The organism is Mesorhizobium sp. M0088, assembly GCF_040322895.1.
GTDB lineage: Bacteria > Pseudomonadota > Alphaproteobacteria > Rhizobiales > Rhizobiaceae > Mesorhizobium.
Genome location: NZ_JAMYUI010000002.1, coordinates 97,997 through 118,250 on the forward strand (window position 1 = coordinate 97,997; position 20,254 = coordinate 118,250).

Consider the following 20,254-nt stretch of genomic DNA (forward strand, 5'->3'; position numbering starts at 1 on the left):
AACGCGGATGACGGTCAGTTTGTCTGAAAGGCCGTATCGACCTTGATCGCGCCAGTCAGGACCTTGGCCTTGGCCGCTTCGACTCTTGCCTTCACCGACGCCGGCACCAGCTTGTCATTGTAGACGAGGCCGACGCCATCATTGTTGAGGCCGTAGATCTTGAGCGTGCCGAACTTGGCCTTGCCCGCCTGGATCGTCTTGACCGAGTCGTAGATCGAATTGCCGACCTGCTTGAGCATCGAGGCGACAACATGATCCGGCTGGATGCCGTTTTGGTCGGAATCAACGCCGATCGCATATTTGTTGCCGTCCGCTGCGGCCTTCAGGATGCCAAGACCGGCGCCGCCGGCGACGTTGTAGACGATATCGGCGCCGTCATTCAGAATGTTGCGCGTCAGCTCATAAGCCTTTTGCGCGTCGGTGAAATTGCCGATGAAGGAGACGCGGACTTCGATTGAAGGATCGATGGTCGCGACGCCCTGCTTGAAACCGGCGATAAAGTCGCGGATCACCGGCACGTCGCGGCCGGCCACGAGGCCGACCTTCTTGGCGCCGGATGAAAGCGGGAAGTCGGCCTTGTCGGTCGCCACCACCGCAGCCAGGGCTCCGGCGAGGAACGAGCCTTCATTCTGTGCGTATTTGATGGAAAGCACGTTCGGCAGCGCCAGCTGATCGTCGAAATAGACGTATTTCTGATCGGGATGCTTCGGCGCGATCGCCGCGAGATTATCGTGGTTCGCCGAATCGGCGAAAATCACATCCCACTTGGCGCTGTCTGATGTCGCTGAGAGATTCTGGCGCCAAAGTTGGGGATCGCTCGGTGAAGCCTGCAAGAGGCGGATGTGGACGCCATCCTTTTCGATGCGGTGGAAACCGGCCGCGGCCGAATCCTTGAAGCCTTTGTCACCGAGATTGTCGCTCATGACATAGATAGCGCTGAATTGATCGGCGGCCTTGGCCATGGACAGGTTTGCTAGGATCGCAATCGCCGTGAACGCGGCGGGGAGTTTTTTGAACATTTCCATTTCCTCTGCTGGCTTCAGATCGGCCGTAGCTACGTGTCGGCCCCTGCTCGGCGCTCGGGGTTCTCTGCAGTTGTTCGGTATCGTTGAATTATTCTATGGATTTAGTAGATAATAAGCGTGGATCGCGGTACGCTAGGCCGGATGAATCCTACCAAAAAGCCTTGCTGGCGTCCGAAGATATCGGACATTCAATCCGGTATCGCATGTGAGGGCGTCCCTTTTCATTCGGTACAGCGAGCGAGAGCAAGATGCCGCTCATCCGTGCAGCGTCGCAGGCCTTCGGCATATCTATGCAAACTCCGTCTATGCGAGGATCAATCATTTGGAAGCCGGACAAGATCACCAAGGAGAGATTCCCGAAGCTTTTGAAATGGCCGCGACGTTCGAATGCGGGGCGTTTTCAGGTCGACGTGCAAATCCCGACGGACAATGGCCGGCGGACCGTCCAACACCAAGATCCTGTCTGACAGCATTAGCGCTTCCTCGATATCGTGGGTGATCAGTATGGCGCTGGAGACTTCCGCGCCGACGATGTCGGCCAGTTGCTGCTGCATGGCCAACCGCGTCAAAGGGTCAAGTGCGCTGAATGGCTCGTCGAGAAGCAGCAGGCGAGGCTTCGCGACCAATGCTCTGGCCAAACCGGCGCGCTGCGCCATGCCTCCAGAGAGCTGTTTGGGCAGCAAGCCGGCAAAACCTGTCAGCGAGACCTTGGCGAGGGCGTCGATCACGGCCTTATGGCGCTCGGCGCGCGATCTGTCCCAGACGCCCATCCCGACATTTTCCGAGACCGTGAGCCAGGGCATCAGCCTGGCATCCTGGAATGCGACGCCAATATCGCCACGCGGTCCCTGCATCGGCTGGCCATCAATTGCGATCGCTCCGTCATCCGGCCGTGTCAGTCCAGCCAGCAGTTGCAGGAGGGTGCTCTTGCCACACCCGCTGGGCCCGACAAAGCTGGTTACACGCTCGCGGCCGAGATCAAGCGAAATTGGCCCGAGTGCGCGAAAGCCGTTAAAACTCTTCGAGACGTTGCGGATTTCGATCATCAGGACATGTGCTCTCTGACCTCCTGCCAATGCAGCGCCTTGGCGGCGAGACATGCGAGTATCCAGTCGGTTGTCTTACCGCTCAGCGCAAAGACGATCATGCATGCCACGATGATTTCGGGGCGTCCGGTCATCTCGCCATCCATCAGCAGATACCCCACACCGCTGCTCGCTCCCATCAGTTCGGCACCGACGACCACAAGCCAGCAGACCCCCATGGACTGGCGCAGGCCGATGAAAAGGAATGGCAGGCTACTGGGAAAAAGAATTGTCTTGATCAAACGGAAGCCCGTGAGTCGGTTGATCAAGCCGACCTCGATCAGACGCCGGTCCACTCTCGCTATGCCGGACATGAGATTGAGATAGGTTGGAAAGAAGGCTGCCAGCGCGATCAGGCTGACCTTCGAAAACTCGTCGATACCGAACCATAAGATGAACATCGGTATCCATGCCAGGCCTGGCACGGTGCGCAAGGCATGCACGGTCGGATCGATGATCGAGCGCCAGACCGTCGAGTAGCCGGTGATCGAGGCGAAGACGATGGCAGCGGCGGAGCCGAAGGCAAATCCAAGCGAAACACGCTGGAAAGAGATTGCAAGGTGCCGGAACATTTCGCCACTGGACGAGAGCCTGTAGAGAACCTCGGCGACTTCCGACGGTGAAGGCAGAAGCACGGGATCGATGAACTGCTGCGTACTGGTGAACTGCCAGCCCGAAAGCAGCAGCAAGGGAGCCGCCCAAGGGCGCGCGAGCCGCCGCCAGTCGGGTATATCTCGCCGGCTGTGCACGACTGCCGGTTTGGCAGCGGACGTACGGATTATCGGGGTCATCGAGCTCAATTCGATGCTTCCGCGAAGAGGGATGGATCGAGGACATCGCGCACGATGGCCTTGACGTCAGTGGATGCAGGCACTGACCCAAGGGATTTGTAGAGTTCGCCCCATTTGGCCAGCGCAGGGAAGTCACTCTCGCGGATCGCGGGCGCCGACTTGTCATACCGCTTGAGCACGTTGGCCGCGATGGTGTCGTCGACCTTCGATGTTTCGGCAACCAGGGAAATCGCTTCCTTTGTGTTGTCGCGTGCGTAAAGGCGCGCCTGCTCGAATCCCTGAAGCACTGCCTTCACGACGTCGGGATGCTGCTCAAGGAACTCTTGGCGGACATCGACCCCGCCGCCATCGGCCAGATCGGGATCAGCGAAGAGAACGCGGGCGTGGCTTTTCAACTCGGCTATCGACCAGTCGGGCTCCAGTCCCGCCCATGCCTCGACGCTGCCCGAGATGAGCGCCGCGCGCCCCTGCGGATGTTGAAGGCCAACAATCTCGACATCATCGGCTTTCAGCCCGTATTTCCTGAGGGCGGCAATCAGGGAGATGTATGGCCCCGTGCCGGGGGTCGCGGCGATCTTCTTGCCCCTCAGGTCCGTGACCGATCGATAGGGTGAATCCCCGCGCACGATGATGGGCGCTCCGGTTGCCTGTCTCGCGGTCCAGTAAACATATTTGATCGGCGTGCCGTTTGCTCGCGCCAGGAAGGCGGATGCCACGCTGGTCGGGCCAATATCGAGACTTTTGCCCCTCAGAAATTCCAACGTCTTGTTGCTGCCGAGAGATTCCACCCATCTTACGGTGACACCTTTGGCGCGGAGTTGTTCCTCGACGAAGCCCTTCTCCTTGGCGATCAGCGTCTCTGGCACGATGGACGAAAAACCGACCCTGACTTCTTTGAGTTCCGAGGCCCATGTAAAGCTTGAAACGAAAGCAAGCGCAGACGCGAAAGCGCCCGCTATCAAAACTGACCTCATGGGAATCCCTTCTCAGCGCATGTGTTTGAGCGACGCGAAAAACTGGAGGGCAAGCTAACCGTGCAACCGGATCGCTAGAAGCAAAGTTCTACTAAAATAGGGACGATTCATAAAAACGTTTTTATCGATACATCTGGCTGCAATTCTTCGCCGGCGCGCGCTGCCGTCTTCAACAAAATCTATGTTCAGTAGGCTTTGTGCTTGGTGACGGGAGTGTCGCGTAGGCAGTGAATCGGCCACAAACCGTATCATAGCGCGGCGCGCCGAGCGCCGCAAACGAGAGCGGCGTTGGCATCGGATTGAAATCAAATTCACGTTTGATGATTTTTCTTGAAAATTGTTTCACACCAGCTATGGTGACTTGGTATGAAAACGTTTCGCTACGGAGGAACCAATGCGAAAAATAAAGCAAGAGGGGTTCGTTTCAGCTTTCGCCGGCGTCGCGCTGGCGACGATGGTCGGTGCAAGCGCCTATGCCCAGTCTGCCGACAAACCGTTGATCGGCTTCACGTCTACGGCCTTGACCAACCCCTACACGATCACGTTCCACGAACTGATCCAGGGCTATGGCAAGGCGCACGGTTACAACGTGCTCCCGACAGTCGACAGCAACAGCGACGCCGCCAAGCAGATCGATGACATGACGACCATGATCAGCGCGGGGGTCAAGGGCATTCTTCTGGAGACCGTGGACGGCAAGGCAGTCAAGGTCGCCCTCGATCGCGCCGAGGCCGCCGGTGTTAAGGTTGTCGCAGTCGATACAGGACCGGACCAAGGCGGCGGAAAGGTAGCGATCACCGTCACTGTCTCGTCCTACGTGCTGGGGCAGCGCTCCTGTGAGCAGCTTGGCAAGATCATGGACGGTAAGGGCAAGGTGCTCGAAATCCAGGGGCGCTTGAACAATCAGGTAGGGGTCGACCGGTCGGCGGGCTTCAACGACTGCATCAAGAAGAATTTCCCCGCAATCACGGTGGTCTCCAAGCCCGGCGAGTGGATCGAGGACAAGGCAACGACGGCCGCGCAAACCGTGTTGAGCACGGATCCGGCGGTCAACGGCATCTATCTGGCGAGCGACTCGGCCTATCTGCCCGGCGTGCTCAATGTCATGAAGCGGCTAGGGCGCCTTTCCAAGGTCGGCGAAAGCGGCCACGTTCCGATCGTCGGCATTGATGGGTCGCCGTTCGCGCTAGAGCAGATCCGCGATGGCTTTCTCGACGCCACGATCGGTCAGCCGATGACGGCCTACACGGAGTGGGGTTTCAAATATCTGGATGCCGCCATGCAGGGCAAGACCTTCTCGCCCGGCCCGACCGATCACGGCTCGGAGATCGTCGTCGACAAGAGCGGCAATCTTGCAGACGTTCTGCCGCCAACCACGATCACCGCCGAGAATGCCGGCGATTCCAGCCTCTGGGGCAACCAGGGACAAAACAACTGAGCTCGTGCGCCTGAAGGACGACATCGCGTCATCCTTCAGGCTTTCACGCTTGGCGTGCTATGAATGAAAATACGGATGGGTAACCAGGTGAGTGCGGAGGAAATCTTGGCCGGCAATGAACAGGCAGCTCCCGGCAGGCGCGGGTTGCGGGCCTGGGCAGGGATCAGGGAACTGGTGCTTTTGCCTGTAATTGCCGTCATCGTCGCCATTGGAAGTCAGGTTCATCCGGCATTTCTGACGTCGTACAACCTCTTGTTCAACGTTCTCGGGGCGTCATCGGTCCTGATGATCCTGGTCGTTGCGGAATCGCTGCTGATTATCGCGGGCAAGTTCGATCTTTCCCTCCAGTCGACCGTTGCGTTGGCGCCGATGATTGGTGCGGTGCTGGTCGTACCTGTCCACGCCGGCGGTTGGGGGACTGAAATCAATCAGTACCTCGGTCTGCTCGCTTTGTTTGGCGTGGGTTTGCTTGTGGGTGCGTTCAATGGCTTCCTCGTCACCAGATTGCGCCTCAATGCCTTCATCGTGACACTTGCGATGTTGATCTTCCTGCAAGGACTGACGATGGGCGCCAGCAGCGGCAGGACGATCACCAAACTGCCGCCCGCCTTCCAATATATCGGCAACACCATGCCGTTGGGCATTCCGATGGAAGTGTGGATCGCGGGCATCGTGGTTGTCGGAGCCATGCTGTTCGTGCGCTTCCATGCCGTCGGCCGCGAGATCTATGCCATTGGCGGCAATGCCGAGGCCGCACGTGCTGCCGGTGTGAAGGTCAACCGGGTGACACTCGGCCTGTTCATCCTGGCCGGTCTTCTCGCGTCGTTGGCCGGCCTTATCCTGACCTCCAGGATCGCGTCCGTTTCCGCCAATCAAGGCACCGATATGATCTTTACCGTGTTTGCCGCTTCGGTGATCGGCGGCATCGATCTCAATGGCGGCAAGGGACGGCTCGTTGGTGCCATCACTGGCGTTTGCCTGATTGCTGTTATCCAGAACCTGCTGGTGCTTTCGGAAGTGCCGCCGTTCTGGGTCACGGCCATCTATGGAGCCATTATCATGGCTTCGATGATGCTGGCGGCATCCGCAGGATCGGTCCGCCAGATATTGCGGGCCGTGGGTTTGGGGAAACCCGACGGCGCAAAGCAACTCCCCTAATCGACCGCACGCACGACTGTATCGGCTGGCCTCTCCGCGGAGGCGAGGGGCAGTCTTGTCGTGATTTCTGGCAAACCAGGCGCCACAGGCGCGCAGCATTGGAGATCAAGATGAAAACACTCATAGTCGGTGGAACCGGATTTCTGGGGCGGACACTGACCGGCAAGCTGGTGGCGCAGGGCCATGATGTCGTCATCGTGGACATCGCTCCCGCCGGCAACACCTTCGATCGGTATGGCGAGGCCGTTACCTATGTGCGCGGCGACATCACCCGTTTCGATGAAATCGCGGACGCCATGCAGAGCGCGAAACCCGACCGCGCCGTCAATCTTTCATATTATCTGGGCAGCGACGTTCCTCCCCATCGCGCGTTGCGACTCAACGTGCTGGGCATGGACAATTTCTTCGAAGCGGCGCGCCAGGCCGCCGTGCCTCATACGATCTTTGCCAGCTCCTTCATCGTCAACGGCGACCAGCGGCATTTCGGCGAGCGTCCCATCACCGAAGACGACCATCTTTATGGCTTCGACCAATATTCGGTCCACAAAGGCTTCAACGAATGGCAGGCCCGTGACTATGGCGACAAGTATGGCATGACCATAACGGGCATTCGCCCGGCCAATGTGACTGGCTTCGACAAGGTTCATGGCTCGATGGATCACGTCCGTTGCGTGGTCCTGCCGGCACGTGGACAGGCCGTGGAGTTCGAACACAAGGAAGCGATATGGTGTCCCATCCATATGGAGGACGCCTCGGAAGCGCTTCTACGCATCGTGCTGGCGGAGAAGCCGAAGCACCGCATCTACAACACCGGCGGAACACCCATCAGAATGGGTGCGATAGCCGATATCGTGCGCTCCTACCTGCCTGACGCCAAGATCTCGTTCAGGCACGAAACCGGCGGTCTTTACTCCAATCCCATCAACTACCTTATCGACAATTCGCGCCTCGTTGAGGAATTCGGCATCCAGATCCCGCCGTTCGAACAACGGGTGCTGCAGATCATCAACGATGTTCGCCAACAGGAAGGCCTGGAGCCTATCCGGTCGAAGTCTTTGTGACGGCTGGAAAGTGGAGAAACGATCATGACCCAGGATTTGAGTAAAACGCCACGACACCCTCTTCATCACCTGTCGCCCAAGCTTTTGGAACTTACCGAGGGCGTCTTGTTTGGCGACATATGGGAACGGCCGACCTTGTCCAAGCGGGAGCGAAGCCTGATAACCTTGGCTGCGCTGGTCTCTACCTATCGCCCGATCCAGCTCGACGGCCACATCGAGCGCGCGATCGATAACGGCGTCAGTAGGGAACAGATCATCGAATTGATGACCCACCTGGCATTCTATGCCGGTTGGCCCGCCGCTTTCTCAGCGGTCGAGGTTGCAGAAAAGACATTCAAGCGCCTCGACCAATCGCAGGGCTAGGCGTCGATGGAAAACCAGGATCTGCACTACCAGCCAGTGGCCCGACTGGCTGCATTGATCCGCGCTCGCGACCTGTCGTGCGAGGACTTATGTCGTTCGACATTCGAGCGTATCGATGCGCTGGATCCATGTCTGCACAGCTACGCGGCGCTCAGGGAAGAGCGCGCCGTTGCCGAAGCCCGCGTGGCCGATGCCGAAATTGCGCGCGGCCAATATCGTGGGCCGCTGCATGGCATGCCGATCGCTCTGAAGGACCTCATCTTTACCCAGGACTGCGACACGCAAGCAGGGACCGCCATCCACCGCGGCTTCAGGCCAACGCACGACGCCACGGTGGTGCAACGTCTCAAACATCATGGCGCCGTGATCGTCGGCAAGGCCCAAATGACCGAGGCTGGCGGCATGCTGCATCATCCGGATGTGACCCCGCCTCTCAATCCATTCGGTCACCACATCTGGGCCGGAGCCTCATCATCGGGCTCGGCCGTCGCGACCGCGGCCGGCCTGTGCGCGGCCAGTCTTGGATCCGACACTGGTGGTTCGATCCGTTCACCAAGTGCCTGCAACGGCCTCACCGGCCTGCGCCCCACCTGGGGGCGGGTTAGCCGTTTCGGCATTTTCGATCTTGCGCAATCCTACGACACGATCGGTCCAATCGCTCGTTGCGCGGAGGACGCGGCGATTGTTCTGTCGGCCATAGCGGGGATCGATGCCTACGATCCAACCAGCCTCGCGCAGGAAGTGCCTGCTTACGCGGCGGGTCTGGGTGGGATCGACGGCGCTCGGAGCGTCCGTATCGGCGTTGATACTAGCTACATTGCAAGGGGCGCTTCTTGCGAAACACTGGGCATGATCGAGGAGGTTCAGGCCCATTTTACGGAGTTGGGTGCCCGGCTGACACATTTCGATATGCCGGAGACCGACGAACTGTGCATGGAAGTGGCGGCACTGCACGCGGCCGAACTCGCGCTTGCGCACGAAGCAACTTATCCCGCTCGCGCGGATCTGTACGGACCCTGGCTTGCCCGTGCGGTGGACAGGGGCAGGCTGCTTCCGCCGATGCAACTGGCGGCGGCCGGCTTTGCGAGAGCACGCTTTACCGGTCAGCTGGACCAGATCTTCGCCCGCGTCGATGTTTTGCTTTTGCCGGTGTTTGCCGGGGGCACGCCGACCCGTACGGAGGCCGAGCGATTGGCTCAGGACGATCCAGGGACGATCTTTCGTTTCACGATTCCTTCCGGTGCCGCCGGAATACCAAGCTTGACGCTGCCCGCACGCCCCAACGAAGACGGCCGGCCGGCCGGATTCCAGCTGTTGGGCCGTCGTGGCGAGGAACAACTTCTCTTGCGGGTAGGCCACGCGCTTCAATGCCTGACGGACTGGCACCTGGCGCGACCCGTTCTTTGCTAATGCATGTTGCCCAAAAGTGATCTCGGTTTTGGGAAGACGACATGCATGAAAACAAAGACCTAAAGCGCGTCGCATGAATCCGTTTCGACGCGACGCGCTTTGGTCAGCACATGGCGATATCGGGCCATCGGTTCGCCCAGGGCGCCGCGAGTTCGAATTGCTGCGCGACATCAAACAGGAGTTCTTCCGAACCATGCAGCCCAATCAGCTGCAAGCCGATAGGGCGGCCATCGGGGTGCGGCATGGTCGGCAGGCTCATTGCAGGCAGACCAAGCGCGTTGACCCAGCCGCAGTACATGCCCTGCGTTTCCACGCTGCCTGCGTTGCGGCCGATCGTTGCCGGATGGACATGGTTGGCATCCCAGGCGGGCGCCGGCACCGTTGGCGTAACGATGACGTCGACATCTGGCCATGCGGCCATGGCCCGGGATCGGAAATCGGTCAACAGATCGTAAGCGTCGGCATAATCAGCTGCCGACATGGTGATGCCACGCCGGGCCAAGTCTGCTGTCGCCGGCATCATCTCATCTGTCCAGCGGTCGGCAAAGCGCCCGGCGATCCGCGCGGCCGCGGCCGCGGTGAATACGTCCCAGACCTTGGTAAGCTCCGAGGGAGCAATCGGTGGCTGGACCTGGGCCAGATCGTATCCGGCGCCGGTCAGCGCTCCCAGCGCCTCCTCGAAGCTGTTCAGCACCGCGTCGTCAGCCCTGTGGTCGCCCACCTGGCAGAACCATCCGAGCCGTGGCCGACTATGCTGGTGTGGGCCAAAGCGCAATGACGAGGGGTCTCTGCGATCCGCGCCAGCCAGGGCGTCATAGAGCAGGCGCGTATCGCCTACGGTGCGGGCAAGCACGCCCACGGTCTGAAAGTCGTGCGACATCGGCGGAAAGCCCGGAAGTCTCGGAATGCGTCCATTGGAGGGACGCAGGCCAACCAATCCATTGTAAGCGGCAGGCATGCGCGTCGAGCCGCCGGCGTCGGTGCCAAGCGCGAGTGGCGAGAGACCGGCGCAAACAGCCGCGGCCGAGCCTCCGCTCGATCCGCCAGACGTCAGACGCGTATCCCATGGCAGGCGGGTCGACCCCGTAAGGCGGCTTTCCGTTCTGCCGGATGCCGCGAACTCCGGCGTTGTTGTCTTGCCAAGCAGGATCGCGCCGCCGGCGCGAAGGCGCTCGATGCAGATGTCATCGTAATCGGGGATGAAATCCCGGTAAAGAAGGCTTCCCCAGCGTGCCGGTACGCCCGCGACGAAGATGTTGTCCTTGACGGCGATGGGTACGCCATCCATCAGGCTGAGCCTGCGGCCATCGCCTTGCCTTATGGTTGCCGCGTCGGCCTGCCGTCTGACAGTCTCGGTATCGATGCCGACGAAAGCGTTGATGGTTGGATTCAGCCGCGAAATACGATCGAGATAGACCTCGACGATCTCGCGTGGCGTCACTTCGGCCCTGGCCATCAGCCTCGCGAGGCTGGCGGCGTCATTCTGCCACAAGGCCTGGGAGTACACGCTCACGGGAATACCGCGACAGCGCGCATTGGCCCTGCCGTCCCACCGCGGATCTTGAGCGGGAAACCGATGAATGTGAAGCGGCCGCGGCCAACAAGACGCTCAAGATTATCCAGGCACTCGATATGCGTGATGCCCCTTTCGGCGCAGATCATGTGGGCCTGTAGATTGAGCTCACCGGCCGGAGCGGGACTCATTGCTTCCACGCCGAAGAGGCTTATGCCGCTGTCGGCAAGCCAGTGCACCGCATCGGGTGAAAGTCCGGGAAAATCCGTCTCATAGGCGGGTGTGCCGCGCAACCGGATGTTTGTCGCCATGTGGAGCAAGACCGTATCACCGGGCGAAAGCAGTTCGCCACTCCTCTCCACAGCCTCTTGAAGTTCATGTGGCGAAACGGCGTGGCGAAGTGGTACATGTGACAGATCGAGGCACAGCCCCGGGCCAAAGAAGCGTTCCAGCGGCAATTGCTCGATCGAGGCAGCTCCCGGGGCAGGATCGAAGTGCCTCGGCGCGTCGACATGGGTGCCGCTGTGATCGCCCATCGACAAGCGCACTGACGCCGAACTGTGGACCGTCTTGCCGATCGTGACCTTTTGGCCGTGATCATTCCATTGCTCAACGACCACCGGTGGCTGGCTGGAATGGACCTGCATGCCGGCGAAGATTTCGCTGCTAAGGTCGATAAGCTCCATGCTTGAATCCACCTGGTTGTGTCCTGAAGGAAGGTTGTCAGTCGGATCGGGTCAGCCGTGTGTTATGTCGGCGCGCCGTTCGAAGATGCGCACAAGCTCCGAATAGTCGGCGCCCATGCCCAATTCTTTCCCTCCCTCGCTGAGCGCACGGAAAACCTCGTCAAGCAGGGGCGTTTCGATCGAGAGCCGATCGGCGAGTTCGGCAGCAATGCCCACATCCTTGGAAATCAGGCCGAAAGTGAAGTTGGCGCGGAAGCGTCGGGTGACGACCTCGCTTGGGAAGACAGCTTCAGTGCTCACATTGCGGCCCGAAGATGCATTCAGCACATCGACCATCAATTTGGGATCGAGGCCGAACTTCTCGCCCACGACATAGGCTTCGGCTGCCGCGACGAAGCCCGCCCCTAGAACATAGTTGTTGAGGGCCTTCATCGCGTGGCCGGTCCCAAGGGCGCCAGTTCGGAAGATACGGGCACTCATCTGTGAAAGAACGGTGATTGCCCGCTCAGCGAGCGCGTCATCATCCGCGCCCAGCATGATCGACAAGGTACCATCGATTGCCTTGGGCATTCCGCCTGAAACCGGGGCATCGACCACACCAATGCCCCGATCGGCCAGATCCTGTGCCAGTTCCCGCGTCAGCAGCGGTTCGGCCGAACTTGTGTCTATGATCAAGCTGCCGCGCGGCAGCGCATCAGCAATGCCGCTCTCGATCAGCGCCTGCCTGACGATCCGCCCGTTTGGCAGCATCGTCACGACGACTTCCGCCTCGGCGAAGGCCTTTGCGCTGCCGCCGTCTTCGCTGCCGAACTCCTGGACAAATCCCGCCTGGCGGCTGGCATCGGCGTCACGAACGACGAGCTTGCCACCTTTGCGGGCCAGATTGGCGGCCATCGGTCGCCCCATATTGCCCAGTCCGATGAATCCAATCTTCGCTGGCAGCTGCGTCGTCACGTGTTCAACCTCCAAAATTCCTTCGCGGGTTTTTGCCGCCCTGGACAATCCCTAACACTGTGAAGGAAAATTTCAATATGAATTATCGCTTCGAAATTTCAATTCACATCGAACGCATTGCGCTTGCCGGAATTCCGCATGAAATGAGGAAACTTTTGAAAATTACGTCTTGATTGAAATTTCTTTTCATGCTTTGACGGAGGTGCCGCTGCGGTGCGGCGAGAAGCGAGGAGCGCCCAAATGAGCCATGACGATCGGGGAAATGAGATTCACGAGCTCGAGCAACTGCGACACGTCGCAATGCTCAATGCAGACATCTCCGCGCTGGATGATCTGATGGGACGAGAATTTGTCTACACCCACTCGGATGGCCATCGCGACAGCAAGCAGGACTATCTCGGCAAGCTGGCCGAACGGGTCTTTTACTTCTCGTCCATGGAACAGCCTGAAGAGGACATTCGGATAACCGGTGATTCAGCGCTGGTGTTCGGCCGCATGCTGGCGAAGGTTCACGTGCCGAGCTCGGGTCTCACCAAGACACTGAACAATTCCTACCTTGCGGCCTATGCGCGCTTGGATGGCCGGTGGAAAATCCTGGCGCTGCAGTCCACGCCCATCCCCACCAGCAACTGACCGCACCCGGCGTTCGCCGAAGTCTGGAGATAGTTCACCATGAAATATACACAGCTTGGACGCTCGGGCCTTTCGGTCAGCCGGATTTGTCTTGGAACGATGAATTTTGGGCCGGTGACACCGGAGGCGGATGCCCACCACATCATGGACGTCGCGCTCGAAAACGGCATCAATTTCTTCGACACGGCCAATGACTACGGGCGTCATACCGGTAAGGGCAAGACCGAGGAGATTATCGGCGACTGGTTCCAGAAAGGTGGCGGGCGGCGAGAGAAGACCGTTCTTGCCACCAAGCTCTACGCGCCGATCGGAGACTGGCCCAATGACGGAAAACTTTCGGCTCTCAACATTCGCAATTCGCTAGATGCCAGCCTGCGGCGGCTTAAGACCGACCATGTCGACCTTATTCAATTCCACCACATAGACCGCAATACGCCTTGGGACGAGATCTGGCAGGCGATGGATGTTGCGGTCAGGCAGGGCAAGGTCATCTATTCCGGCAGCAGTAATTTCGCCGCCTGGCATATAGCGGTTGCTCAAGAAGCCGCGCATCGACGTCAATCTCCTGGCCTGGTCTGCGACCAGTCGTTCTACAATCTGTTCACCCGCGACATCGAACAGGAGATCATTCCGGTTCTCAAGCATTATGGGATGGGATTGATCCCATGGTCGCCGCTCAATCAGGGGCTGCTTGGCGGCATACTGCGCAAGGAGCAGGGCCATCGCCGGCTGGAAGGACGGGCAGCGGCGGCTCTCGCCACGCACAGAGGGCAAATCGAGCAATACGAGGCGCTGGCGGACAAGATTGGCCATCACCCGGCAGAGATCGCGCTGGCGTGGCTGTTGTCTCGCCCAATCGTGACGGCGCCGATCGTGGGGCCGCGCACCGTCGAGCAGCTCACATCGGCACTGAAGGCCGTCGATCTGACGCTTGAGCCTGAAACGCTCAATGAGCTCGACTGGATATTCCCCCCGCGCAAGGAGGCGCCGGAGGCTTTTGCCTGGTAGCGCCGTTATGCCGGCGCTCCCATTCCCACTGCCGGCAGATGCCCGCAGTCCCATCACGTGCCGGTAAGCCGGTAAACGTTCCAACCGCCGCGCTTTCGCGCAGGCACTGTGCGAGGATGAAATGACAGCTCCCAAGACCGGCGGCGAACTAGTCGTCGATATGTTGTGCTCCTTTGGTGTGAAATATGTCTTTGGCGTGGTCGGCGGTCAGACGCTGGCCATTACCGATGCCATCATCGACAACCCCGATATAGAGCTCGTTCACACCCGCCACGAAGGCGCGGCAGCGGTGATGGCCGATGCCTACGGGCGTCTGACCGGCACGCCGGCCGCCTGTATCTCCACGACCGGTCCTGGTGCGACAAACCTCATCACCGGTGTCGGCGGCGCGTTCCGCGACTCCAGTCCGGCCTTTATCCTGACCTGCAACAACAACGGCGAAAACATCCACAAGGACGATGCGCAAAACGCCGATCACGTCGAGCTTCTCAAGCCTCTGACGAAGTACAGCCGGCTGGTGGCATATGCTTCGTCGCTCAAGCAGACGATGGAAGAGGCCTACATCAATGCCATGACGGGCAATCCCGGGCCGGTCCATCTGGATTTCGCACGGGACATGATCGAGGGCATCGTGACCAATCCGCCGGCCATCCCGAAGGTTCATCCTGCGCGCAAATGGGTTCTGGAACGGCCATCCGCCAACCAGTCCAGCCTCGCGCGTGCAGCCGAAATGATCCTGGCGGCAAAGCAGCCGGTCATCTGGCTGGGCAATGGCGGCAACCGCAGCGCCGGCGGCGATGCCGTACTGGCGCTGGCCGAAGCGCTCAATATTCCTGTGGTGACAACCTTCAACGGGATCGGTGCCGTGCGAACGACCCATCCGCTCGTTTTTGGAGCCGTGAGCCGGATGGGGACAAACCTATCCACGCAGGTCCTGAACGAGGCAGACCTGGTGATAGCGTTGGGCAACAGCCTCAACGCGGTCTCGACCACACGCTGGAAGCGCAAGCTTCCCGCCGTCCTGCAGGTCGACGTCGATCCGAAAATGATAGGCCGCTACTATGCGGAGACGACGACTGGTATTGTCTCGGACCTGCGGTCCTTCTCCGATGATATCCTCAAGGCGCTCGCGCCAAAGGCAGCCAAGGCGAAATCCGGGCGCGCTGATTGGATTGTGAAGCTGCAGGCTGCTCGCAAGGCTTGGTGGGCGAGCACCGAGCCGACCAAGAGTTCAGCCCAAGGCGTGCTTTCGCCGGCAGATATCGTGCTGGCGCTCCGCGGCGCCAGCCCTGACGACACATTGCTTATTCCCGATGCGGGCAATCCCGGTGTGTGGTCGTTCCTGTGGGAGATCACCGAGCCGAACAGCTACATAAAGCCGGTTGGTTTCGGCAATATGGGCTTTGCCTTGCCGTCAGCCATTGCGGCAGCCCTTATCGACCCCAGGCGACCGGTGCTGGCACTGATCGGTGACGGTTCGCTCGGCATGAGCCTGGGTGAACTCGAAACACTTGCGCGTGTCGGCGGCCGCGTCTGTATTGTCGTGCTGAACGACTCCAGCTACGGCAACATTCGACAGGAGCAGGAACTGCACTTCAATGGCCGTACCATCGGCGTTGACTTCAACACAGTCGATTTTGGCCAGGTCGCGCGGGGCATGGGCGTTGACGGCGAGGTGATCTCGGATCTCGATGCCTTGGTGGCGCGCGTAAAAGCCGTCTTCCAAGGTGAGCGGCCAGCGCTTATCGATGTGCCCCTCGATCGCAGCGTCAATGCCTGGACATATCCGGCTTTCCTGCCGCACCAGGTTCAGTAGGAGAAACTCGCATGACTGAGGGGGGAGGTGCCCGTCCACTCCAGGGGATCCGGGTCCTGGATCTCTCTCGCTTTATCGCTGGGCCGATCTGCGGTCAGATTCTTGGTGATTTCGGAGCAGAGGTGGTGAAGGTCGAACGACCGGGAGGCGAGGACTCCCGGCATCACGATCCCTATTTCAAGGGCGAGAGCCTTTTCACCATGCTCTACAACCGCAACAAATATGGCATAACGCTCGATACGCGTCACCCGGAGGCCATCGGCATCCTGGAGAAGCTGATTGAATGGGCCGATGTGGTGATCGAAAACTATCGTCCCGGAACGATCGAGCAGATGGGGATCGGCTATGAGCGAATGCGCGCGCTCAAGCCCGATATCATCCTCGTCTCGATATCCGGCTTCGGCCAGACGGGTCCGGACTCCAGACGGGCGCTCTTCGACGCGATCGCCCAGGCGTCATCTGGACTGATGAGCATTACCGGCGACCCCGATGGAGCGCCAACTCTGACGGGCACCTATGTGTCCGATTATGTCACCGGCTATCAGGGCGCCATGGGCGCCTTGGGCGCCATCATGCATAAATGGCGCACCGGCGAAGGCCAACTGGTGGATGTTGCCTCGCTCGACTCCTCGTTTGCTTTGCTTGGCACGCGCCTTATCGCTCATCTGATGCTGGGCCGGGCCATGCCACGCAGCGGCTCGCGCGACCTTTTGACCGCCCCGGTAAATGTGTACGCCTGCCTCGACGGTTCGATATACATACAGGCTGGAACGCAGTCGCTGTTTCCAAAGCTCTGCAAGGTGATGAACCGGCCAGATCTCATCGACGACGAAAGATATGCAAGTGTCGATGCTCGCATGCAGCATCAGGCGGAACTTGAGATGATCGTGGCTGAATGGTCCATCAAACAGACGGCCGTTGATCTCGGCCAACAGCTCGATGAGGCAGGCATCCCCAACGCCAAGGTGGCGACTGTTGCAGATGTTGCGGCATCGCCGCAGATTGCGGCGCGCGGAATGATCGCCGAAGTCGAACATGCCAGCCTTGGCAGCCTGCGCTTTCCCGCTTCGCCGATCAAGATGGAGAAGTCGCGGCAGGATGTCTACAAGGCACCCCCGACAGTCGGGGAAGACAATGACGATGTCTATTCTCGCATCCTGGGGCTGAGCCGCGAGGCAATAGCGCAATTGCGCAGCAGTGGAGCGATCTAGTTGGCGCCCGCGCATGTTCTGGCTATTGATGTTGGCTCGTCCTCACTGAGAGTGGGCATTTTCCTGCCAACCAGCGAACGGGTCGCGCATGCTCGGTTGCCACGCAATGACGCCTTGTCGGGGCTGAACTTCGACGCTGAACGACTTTGGGGACAAATCGGCGCCTGCGTAAATCTGCTGCCGGCAGAGCTGCGTGGGCGGGTCGACGCGATTGGCGTGACGGCGCATATCGGTTCGGTATTCCTCGATAAGGCTCTCAACGTATTGTCCCATGGAAGTGGTTGGGCCGACACAGCCGGAATCGCTATTCTGGAGTCAAAATTCAACGGCAATATTGACCGCTTGCTGAGGGTGACAGGTCGGCCAGTGTTGACCGGTGGCCCGGTGGCGGCGGCGTTGGCGTTGCGCGAACACAGCGCGAGCGGCTTCCAAACGGTTGCCCATCTGGCATCGCCAAAGGACTTCATCAACGCCAGGCTCACCGGCCGCGTTACAACGGACTCAACGTCGGCGGCGTATTTCGGTGCATTCGATGCATTTGGTCTGGTTTGGAGCGATGAGATCCTGGGCGCACTTGATCTTGCGTCGGCAGTGCTTCCTCCGGTCCAGCCATCGATCACAGTCGCTGGGCCGTTGCAGGAAAGCGCGGCGCGCTATCTTGGCTTGCGCAGTGGCGTTCCGGTCGCCGCCGGAGGACCGGACGGCACGGTAGGCGCATCTTTTGTGCTTGGTGGACGAAGCGACCATATCGCCGACATATCGGGAACAACTGATGTGCTCGTCCGTGTGGTCACGGAGCCGCCGCGATGGTCCAGCAGCGTCTTGATCAATCCCTATGTCGATAGCAAGCGTTGGACCGTTGGTGGCTCCACGGGCAGCACCGGTGGTGCGCTGGCCTACTGGTCAACAATGCTCGGCCTCGATGCAGCACATGGGCCGGCCTTCGAGGCGGAGATCGCGTCGGTTCCGATGGGTGCGCTCGGGCTGACCATGAAGCCGTTTCTCAGTGGCAGCCGTTTCCCGCGTTGGCGCCGTGAAGACCGGGCGATGGTGCTGGGCGTCGGCGAACAGCACAAGCGGGCGCATTTTCTACGGGCCGCGGCGGAATCGATCACATTCGTGGCCAGGGAAGGAATAGACGTGCTGGCGCCCGAGCGGACTATGCCAATCATCCTTGCCGGCGGCATCGCGAAGTCGCCTCTGTTGGCGAAGATGCGCGCCGACATCCTTGGACGGCCTGTGCTTGTGGTGGACGAGCCCGACGTCAGCCTGTCGGGTGCCGCGCGCCTGGCCACGATGGCCGTCGAAGGCGTGGCGTCGAAGCCATTGCCACGTCCAGATGCCAGGCTGGTGGATCCCGACCCCGATGCGGTCAGGATCTACGAGGACTTGTACAGAAACTGGCAAGCAACCTGATGCGCTAAATGCGCTTTGACTGAAGCGCGTGGCGGATCGTTTCTCTGAGCTTAGCCTGTTCATCGGCAAAGTTGATCGATACCGCCACGTAGAGAATGTCGATGATCGTCAGGGCTGCGATCCGTGAGCTGATCGATTCCTCACGATAGCGCGTCTCGCGCGAGGATGTGAAGAGATTGATCTTCGTTCGGTCCGTCAGCGGGCTTTTGCCATAATTTGTGATCGAGATTGTCACAGCCTTGCGCGCCGTTGCAAGGTCCGCGATCTCGCACAGGTCACGCGACGTGCCCGAGTGAGAGAACAAAACGACTGCATCGGTTGGCCGCGCCGTTGCCGCCCACATGACCTGCTCATGCGTGTCTTCGACGAACACGGTCTCCTTGAGGGTGCGCAGGAAGTGATGGCGGGCGTCGCGCGCCAAAGCAGCCGATACGCCGAAGCCGAAGAAAGCCAGCCTGTTGGCCTTCTGCAAGGCGTTGACCGCGCGTTGCAAAGTCGTCTTGTCCAGGGAACGCAGCGTGTCCTCGATGGCCAGGATGTTGGAGCGTGCGACCTTGTCGGCAATTGCCTCTATGCCATCCGACTTGACGACGTCCTCGTGAATCGCCTGCGCGGATCCAACAAGATCACGTGACAGTGCCAGCTTGAACTCGGCATAGCTGCCATAGCCCAAGACGCGTGAGAATCGGCTGACCGCGCCTTCGCTGCTGCCGCTGCGGGAAGCGAGTTCACCCACACTCGCAAGGATGACCGAATGGGGATCCTTGAGCACGGTGTCGGCAAGTCGTTTCTGAACCGGAGTGAGGCCTTCATACAGGCTCTGCATTCGCGCAATGCAGCTTGCGCTGTCGAGAACCCCGTCCGTAGCTTGGCTGCCTTTTGTGCTCTTGCTGCTCGGCCTCATGATCTTGTTCCCACTTTCCCAATTGCTCGCCGGCACGCTTCAATCAAACCGAGCTCTCTCGTCCACAAAATATTATTTCACAAGTTCGCGCAATCCTGAAAGCTCCGGTCGCCGATCGGCGCGGCCGATCACATCAATCTGGCTTGTAAAGAAATTTTTATCTTGTGTCCAATCATTGAAATGATATTGCAGGCCTGATGGTGCGGCAAACGCTTGCCACGCCAGATCCGAATCGGGAGATGAAAGGAAAGGCAATGTCGGAAGGATCGACGAAAGTTTCGGGTGTCTTGAAGGCAACCGATGTGACAACGTTCAAGGGGGATCCCAACATCTACACAGGCCAGGTCCTGGCCAATCGGCTCGGCTATGCCGAGCATCCTGAAGGGTTGACCCTGCACTTGGTCACGTTCTTCGACGGCGCATGCACCAACTGGCACGTCCATCCCGCCGGCCAGATCCTGCACGTCACAACCGGCGTCGGACAATTCCAACGCGAAGGAGATGAGATCGTAACGCTGCTCCCAGGGGACACCGTCACCATCGAGCCCAATGTCCGGCACTGGCATGGTGCGGCGAAAGGGCAGCTTTTTGCCCATCTGGCCATCAATGGCGATAAAGCGCCGCAGTGGTTTGAAAAGGTGGACCGCTCTTAGGTTGCTCTATGTTCCCAGGCATGGCGAGCGGCGTCGACGCCGCCGCCATTTCAAGGGTCAAGCTATAGTTTGCCGGTGGTTGGCCGCGAAAGCTGGCGATCGCACGAGCATGCACACTTTTTTTAATAGCGACTCCAAGCGATTTGGGAGGCTGC

Annotated in this window: 19 protein-coding genes; 11 read left to right on the forward strand and 8 right to left on the reverse strand. The window is 59.8% G+C overall.

The features are described from left to right. Positions 1-14: 14 nt before the first annotated feature. The 4 genes from NKJ67_RS03190 to NKJ67_RS03205 all read right to left on the reverse strand — a co-directional run bounded on the left by NKJ67_RS03190 (position 15) and on the right by NKJ67_RS03205 (position 3,875). Positions 15-1,019, reverse strand: a complete 1,005-nt coding sequence (locus tag NKJ67_RS03190; RefSeq protein WP_352580426.1) for a BMP family ABC transporter substrate-binding protein — start codon at positions 1,017-1,019, stop codon at positions 15-17. A gap of 320 nt (positions 1,020-1,339) precedes the next feature. Next, a complete protein-coding gene (locus NKJ67_RS03195; RefSeq protein WP_352580427.1) occupies positions 1,340-2,071 on the reverse strand; it encodes an ABC transporter ATP-binding protein in 732 nt (243 codons plus the stop codon). Then, positions 2,071-2,799 carry an ABC transporter permease gene (locus NKJ67_RS03200; protein WP_352580428.1) on the reverse strand — a complete coding sequence of 243 codons (729 nt, stop codon included), beginning with the start codon at positions 2,797-2,799 and terminating at the stop codon, positions 2,071-2,073. The genes NKJ67_RS03195 and NKJ67_RS03200 overlap by 1 nt, the downstream gene beginning before the upstream one ends. 107 nt (positions 2,800-2,906) lie before the next feature. Beyond that, positions 2,907-3,875, reverse strand: coding sequence for an aliphatic sulfonate ABC transporter substrate-binding protein (locus tag NKJ67_RS03205; RefSeq protein WP_352580429.1), 969 nt, complete (start codon positions 3,873-3,875; stop codon positions 2,907-2,909). Between the two features lie 394 nt (positions 3,876-4,269). On the opposite strand from NKJ67_RS03205, the gene NKJ67_RS03210 reads away from it, so the two are divergent. The 5 genes from NKJ67_RS03210 to NKJ67_RS03230 all read left to right on the forward strand — a co-directional run bounded on the left by NKJ67_RS03210 (position 4,270) and on the right by NKJ67_RS03230 (position 9,305). Next, positions 4,270-5,313: a sugar ABC transporter substrate-binding protein gene (locus NKJ67_RS03210; protein WP_352580430.1), complete on the forward strand. Its 1,044-nt coding sequence runs from the start codon at positions 4,270-4,272 to the stop codon at positions 5,311-5,313. A 105-nt stretch (positions 5,314-5,418) separates the two neighbouring features. Further along, positions 5,419-6,471 (forward strand): ABC transporter permease, encoded by a 1,053-nt coding sequence (locus NKJ67_RS03215; protein ID WP_352580431.1) that lies wholly within the window; start codon positions 5,419-5,421, stop codon positions 6,469-6,471. 110 nt (positions 6,472-6,581) lie between these two features. Next, entirely contained in the window at positions 6,582-7,532 is a 951-nt protein-coding gene (locus tag NKJ67_RS03220) for an NAD-dependent epimerase/dehydratase family protein (RefSeq protein WP_352580432.1), read from the forward strand. Between the two features lie 24 nt (positions 7,533-7,556). Next, the gene (locus tag NKJ67_RS03225; protein ID WP_352580433.1) at positions 7,557-7,895 is read left to right on the forward strand and encodes a carboxymuconolactone decarboxylase family protein; all 339 of its coding nucleotides are present in this window, start codon (positions 7,557-7,559) and stop codon (positions 7,893-7,895) included. 6 nt (positions 7,896-7,901) lie between these two features. After that, positions 7,902-9,305, forward strand: coding sequence for an amidase (locus NKJ67_RS03230; protein ID WP_352580434.1), 1,404 nt, complete (start codon positions 7,902-7,904; stop codon positions 9,303-9,305). Between the two features lie 103 nt (positions 9,306-9,408). Here NKJ67_RS03230 and NKJ67_RS03235 read toward each other — a convergent pair whose 3' ends face one another. From NKJ67_RS03235 to NKJ67_RS03245, 3 genes are read right to left on the reverse strand one after another with little or no spacing between them, the layout of a single operon-like run. Next, positions 9,409-10,818, reverse strand: coding sequence for an amidase (locus NKJ67_RS03235; protein ID WP_352580435.1), 1,410 nt, complete (start codon positions 10,816-10,818; stop codon positions 9,409-9,411). Beyond that, positions 10,815-11,504: a cyclase family protein gene (locus tag NKJ67_RS03240; RefSeq protein ID WP_352580436.1), complete on the reverse strand. Its 690-nt coding sequence runs from the start codon at positions 11,502-11,504 to the stop codon at positions 10,815-10,817. Before NKJ67_RS03240 ends, NKJ67_RS03235 begins: the two co-directional genes overlap by 4 nt. Before the next feature lie 51 nt (positions 11,505-11,555). Continuing rightward, entirely contained in the window at positions 11,556-12,458 is a 903-nt protein-coding gene (locus tag NKJ67_RS03245; RefSeq protein WP_352580437.1) for an NAD(P)-dependent oxidoreductase, read from the reverse strand. 240 nt (positions 12,459-12,698) lie between these two features. Here NKJ67_RS03245 and NKJ67_RS03250 point away from each other — a divergent pair, with 240 nt between their 5' ends. The 5 genes from NKJ67_RS03250 to NKJ67_RS03270 all read left to right on the forward strand — a co-directional run bounded on the left by NKJ67_RS03250 (position 12,699) and on the right by NKJ67_RS03270 (position 18,542). After that, positions 12,699-13,091, forward strand: a complete 393-nt coding sequence (locus tag NKJ67_RS03250) for a nuclear transport factor 2 family protein (RefSeq protein ID WP_352580439.1) — start codon at positions 12,699-12,701, stop codon at positions 13,089-13,091. 39 nt (positions 13,092-13,130) lie between these two features. Continuing rightward, complete coding sequence (locus NKJ67_RS03255) at positions 13,131-14,099, forward strand: aldo/keto reductase (RefSeq protein WP_352580440.1); 969 nt, start codon at positions 13,131-13,133, stop codon at positions 14,097-14,099. Between the two features lie 121 nt (positions 14,100-14,220). Beyond that, entirely contained in the window at positions 14,221-15,915 is a 1,695-nt protein-coding gene (locus NKJ67_RS03260; RefSeq protein WP_352580441.1) for a thiamine pyrophosphate-binding protein, read from the forward strand. Positions 15,916-15,926: 11 nt separating this feature from the next. Further along, positions 15,927-17,126, forward strand: a complete 1,200-nt coding sequence (locus NKJ67_RS03265) for a CaiB/BaiF CoA transferase family protein (RefSeq protein WP_352580442.1) — start codon at positions 15,927-15,929, stop codon at positions 17,124-17,126. Continuing rightward, positions 17,127-18,542, forward strand: a complete 1,416-nt coding sequence (locus NKJ67_RS03270) for a xylulokinase (protein WP_352580443.1) — start codon at positions 17,127-17,129, stop codon at positions 18,540-18,542. A gap of 4 nt (positions 18,543-18,546) precedes the next feature. On the opposite strand, the gene NKJ67_RS03275 is transcribed toward NKJ67_RS03270, so the two are convergent. Continuing rightward, a complete protein-coding gene (locus NKJ67_RS03275; RefSeq protein WP_352580444.1) occupies positions 18,547-19,446 on the reverse strand; it encodes a MurR/RpiR family transcriptional regulator in 900 nt (299 codons plus the stop codon). Between the two features lie 254 nt (positions 19,447-19,700). Between NKJ67_RS03275 and NKJ67_RS03280 the strand changes: the two genes are divergently transcribed. Continuing rightward, positions 19,701-20,099, forward strand: a complete 399-nt coding sequence (locus tag NKJ67_RS03280; protein WP_352580445.1) for a cupin domain-containing protein — start codon at positions 19,701-19,703, stop codon at positions 20,097-20,099. The last annotated feature ends 155 nt before the right edge of the window (positions 20,100-20,254 follow it).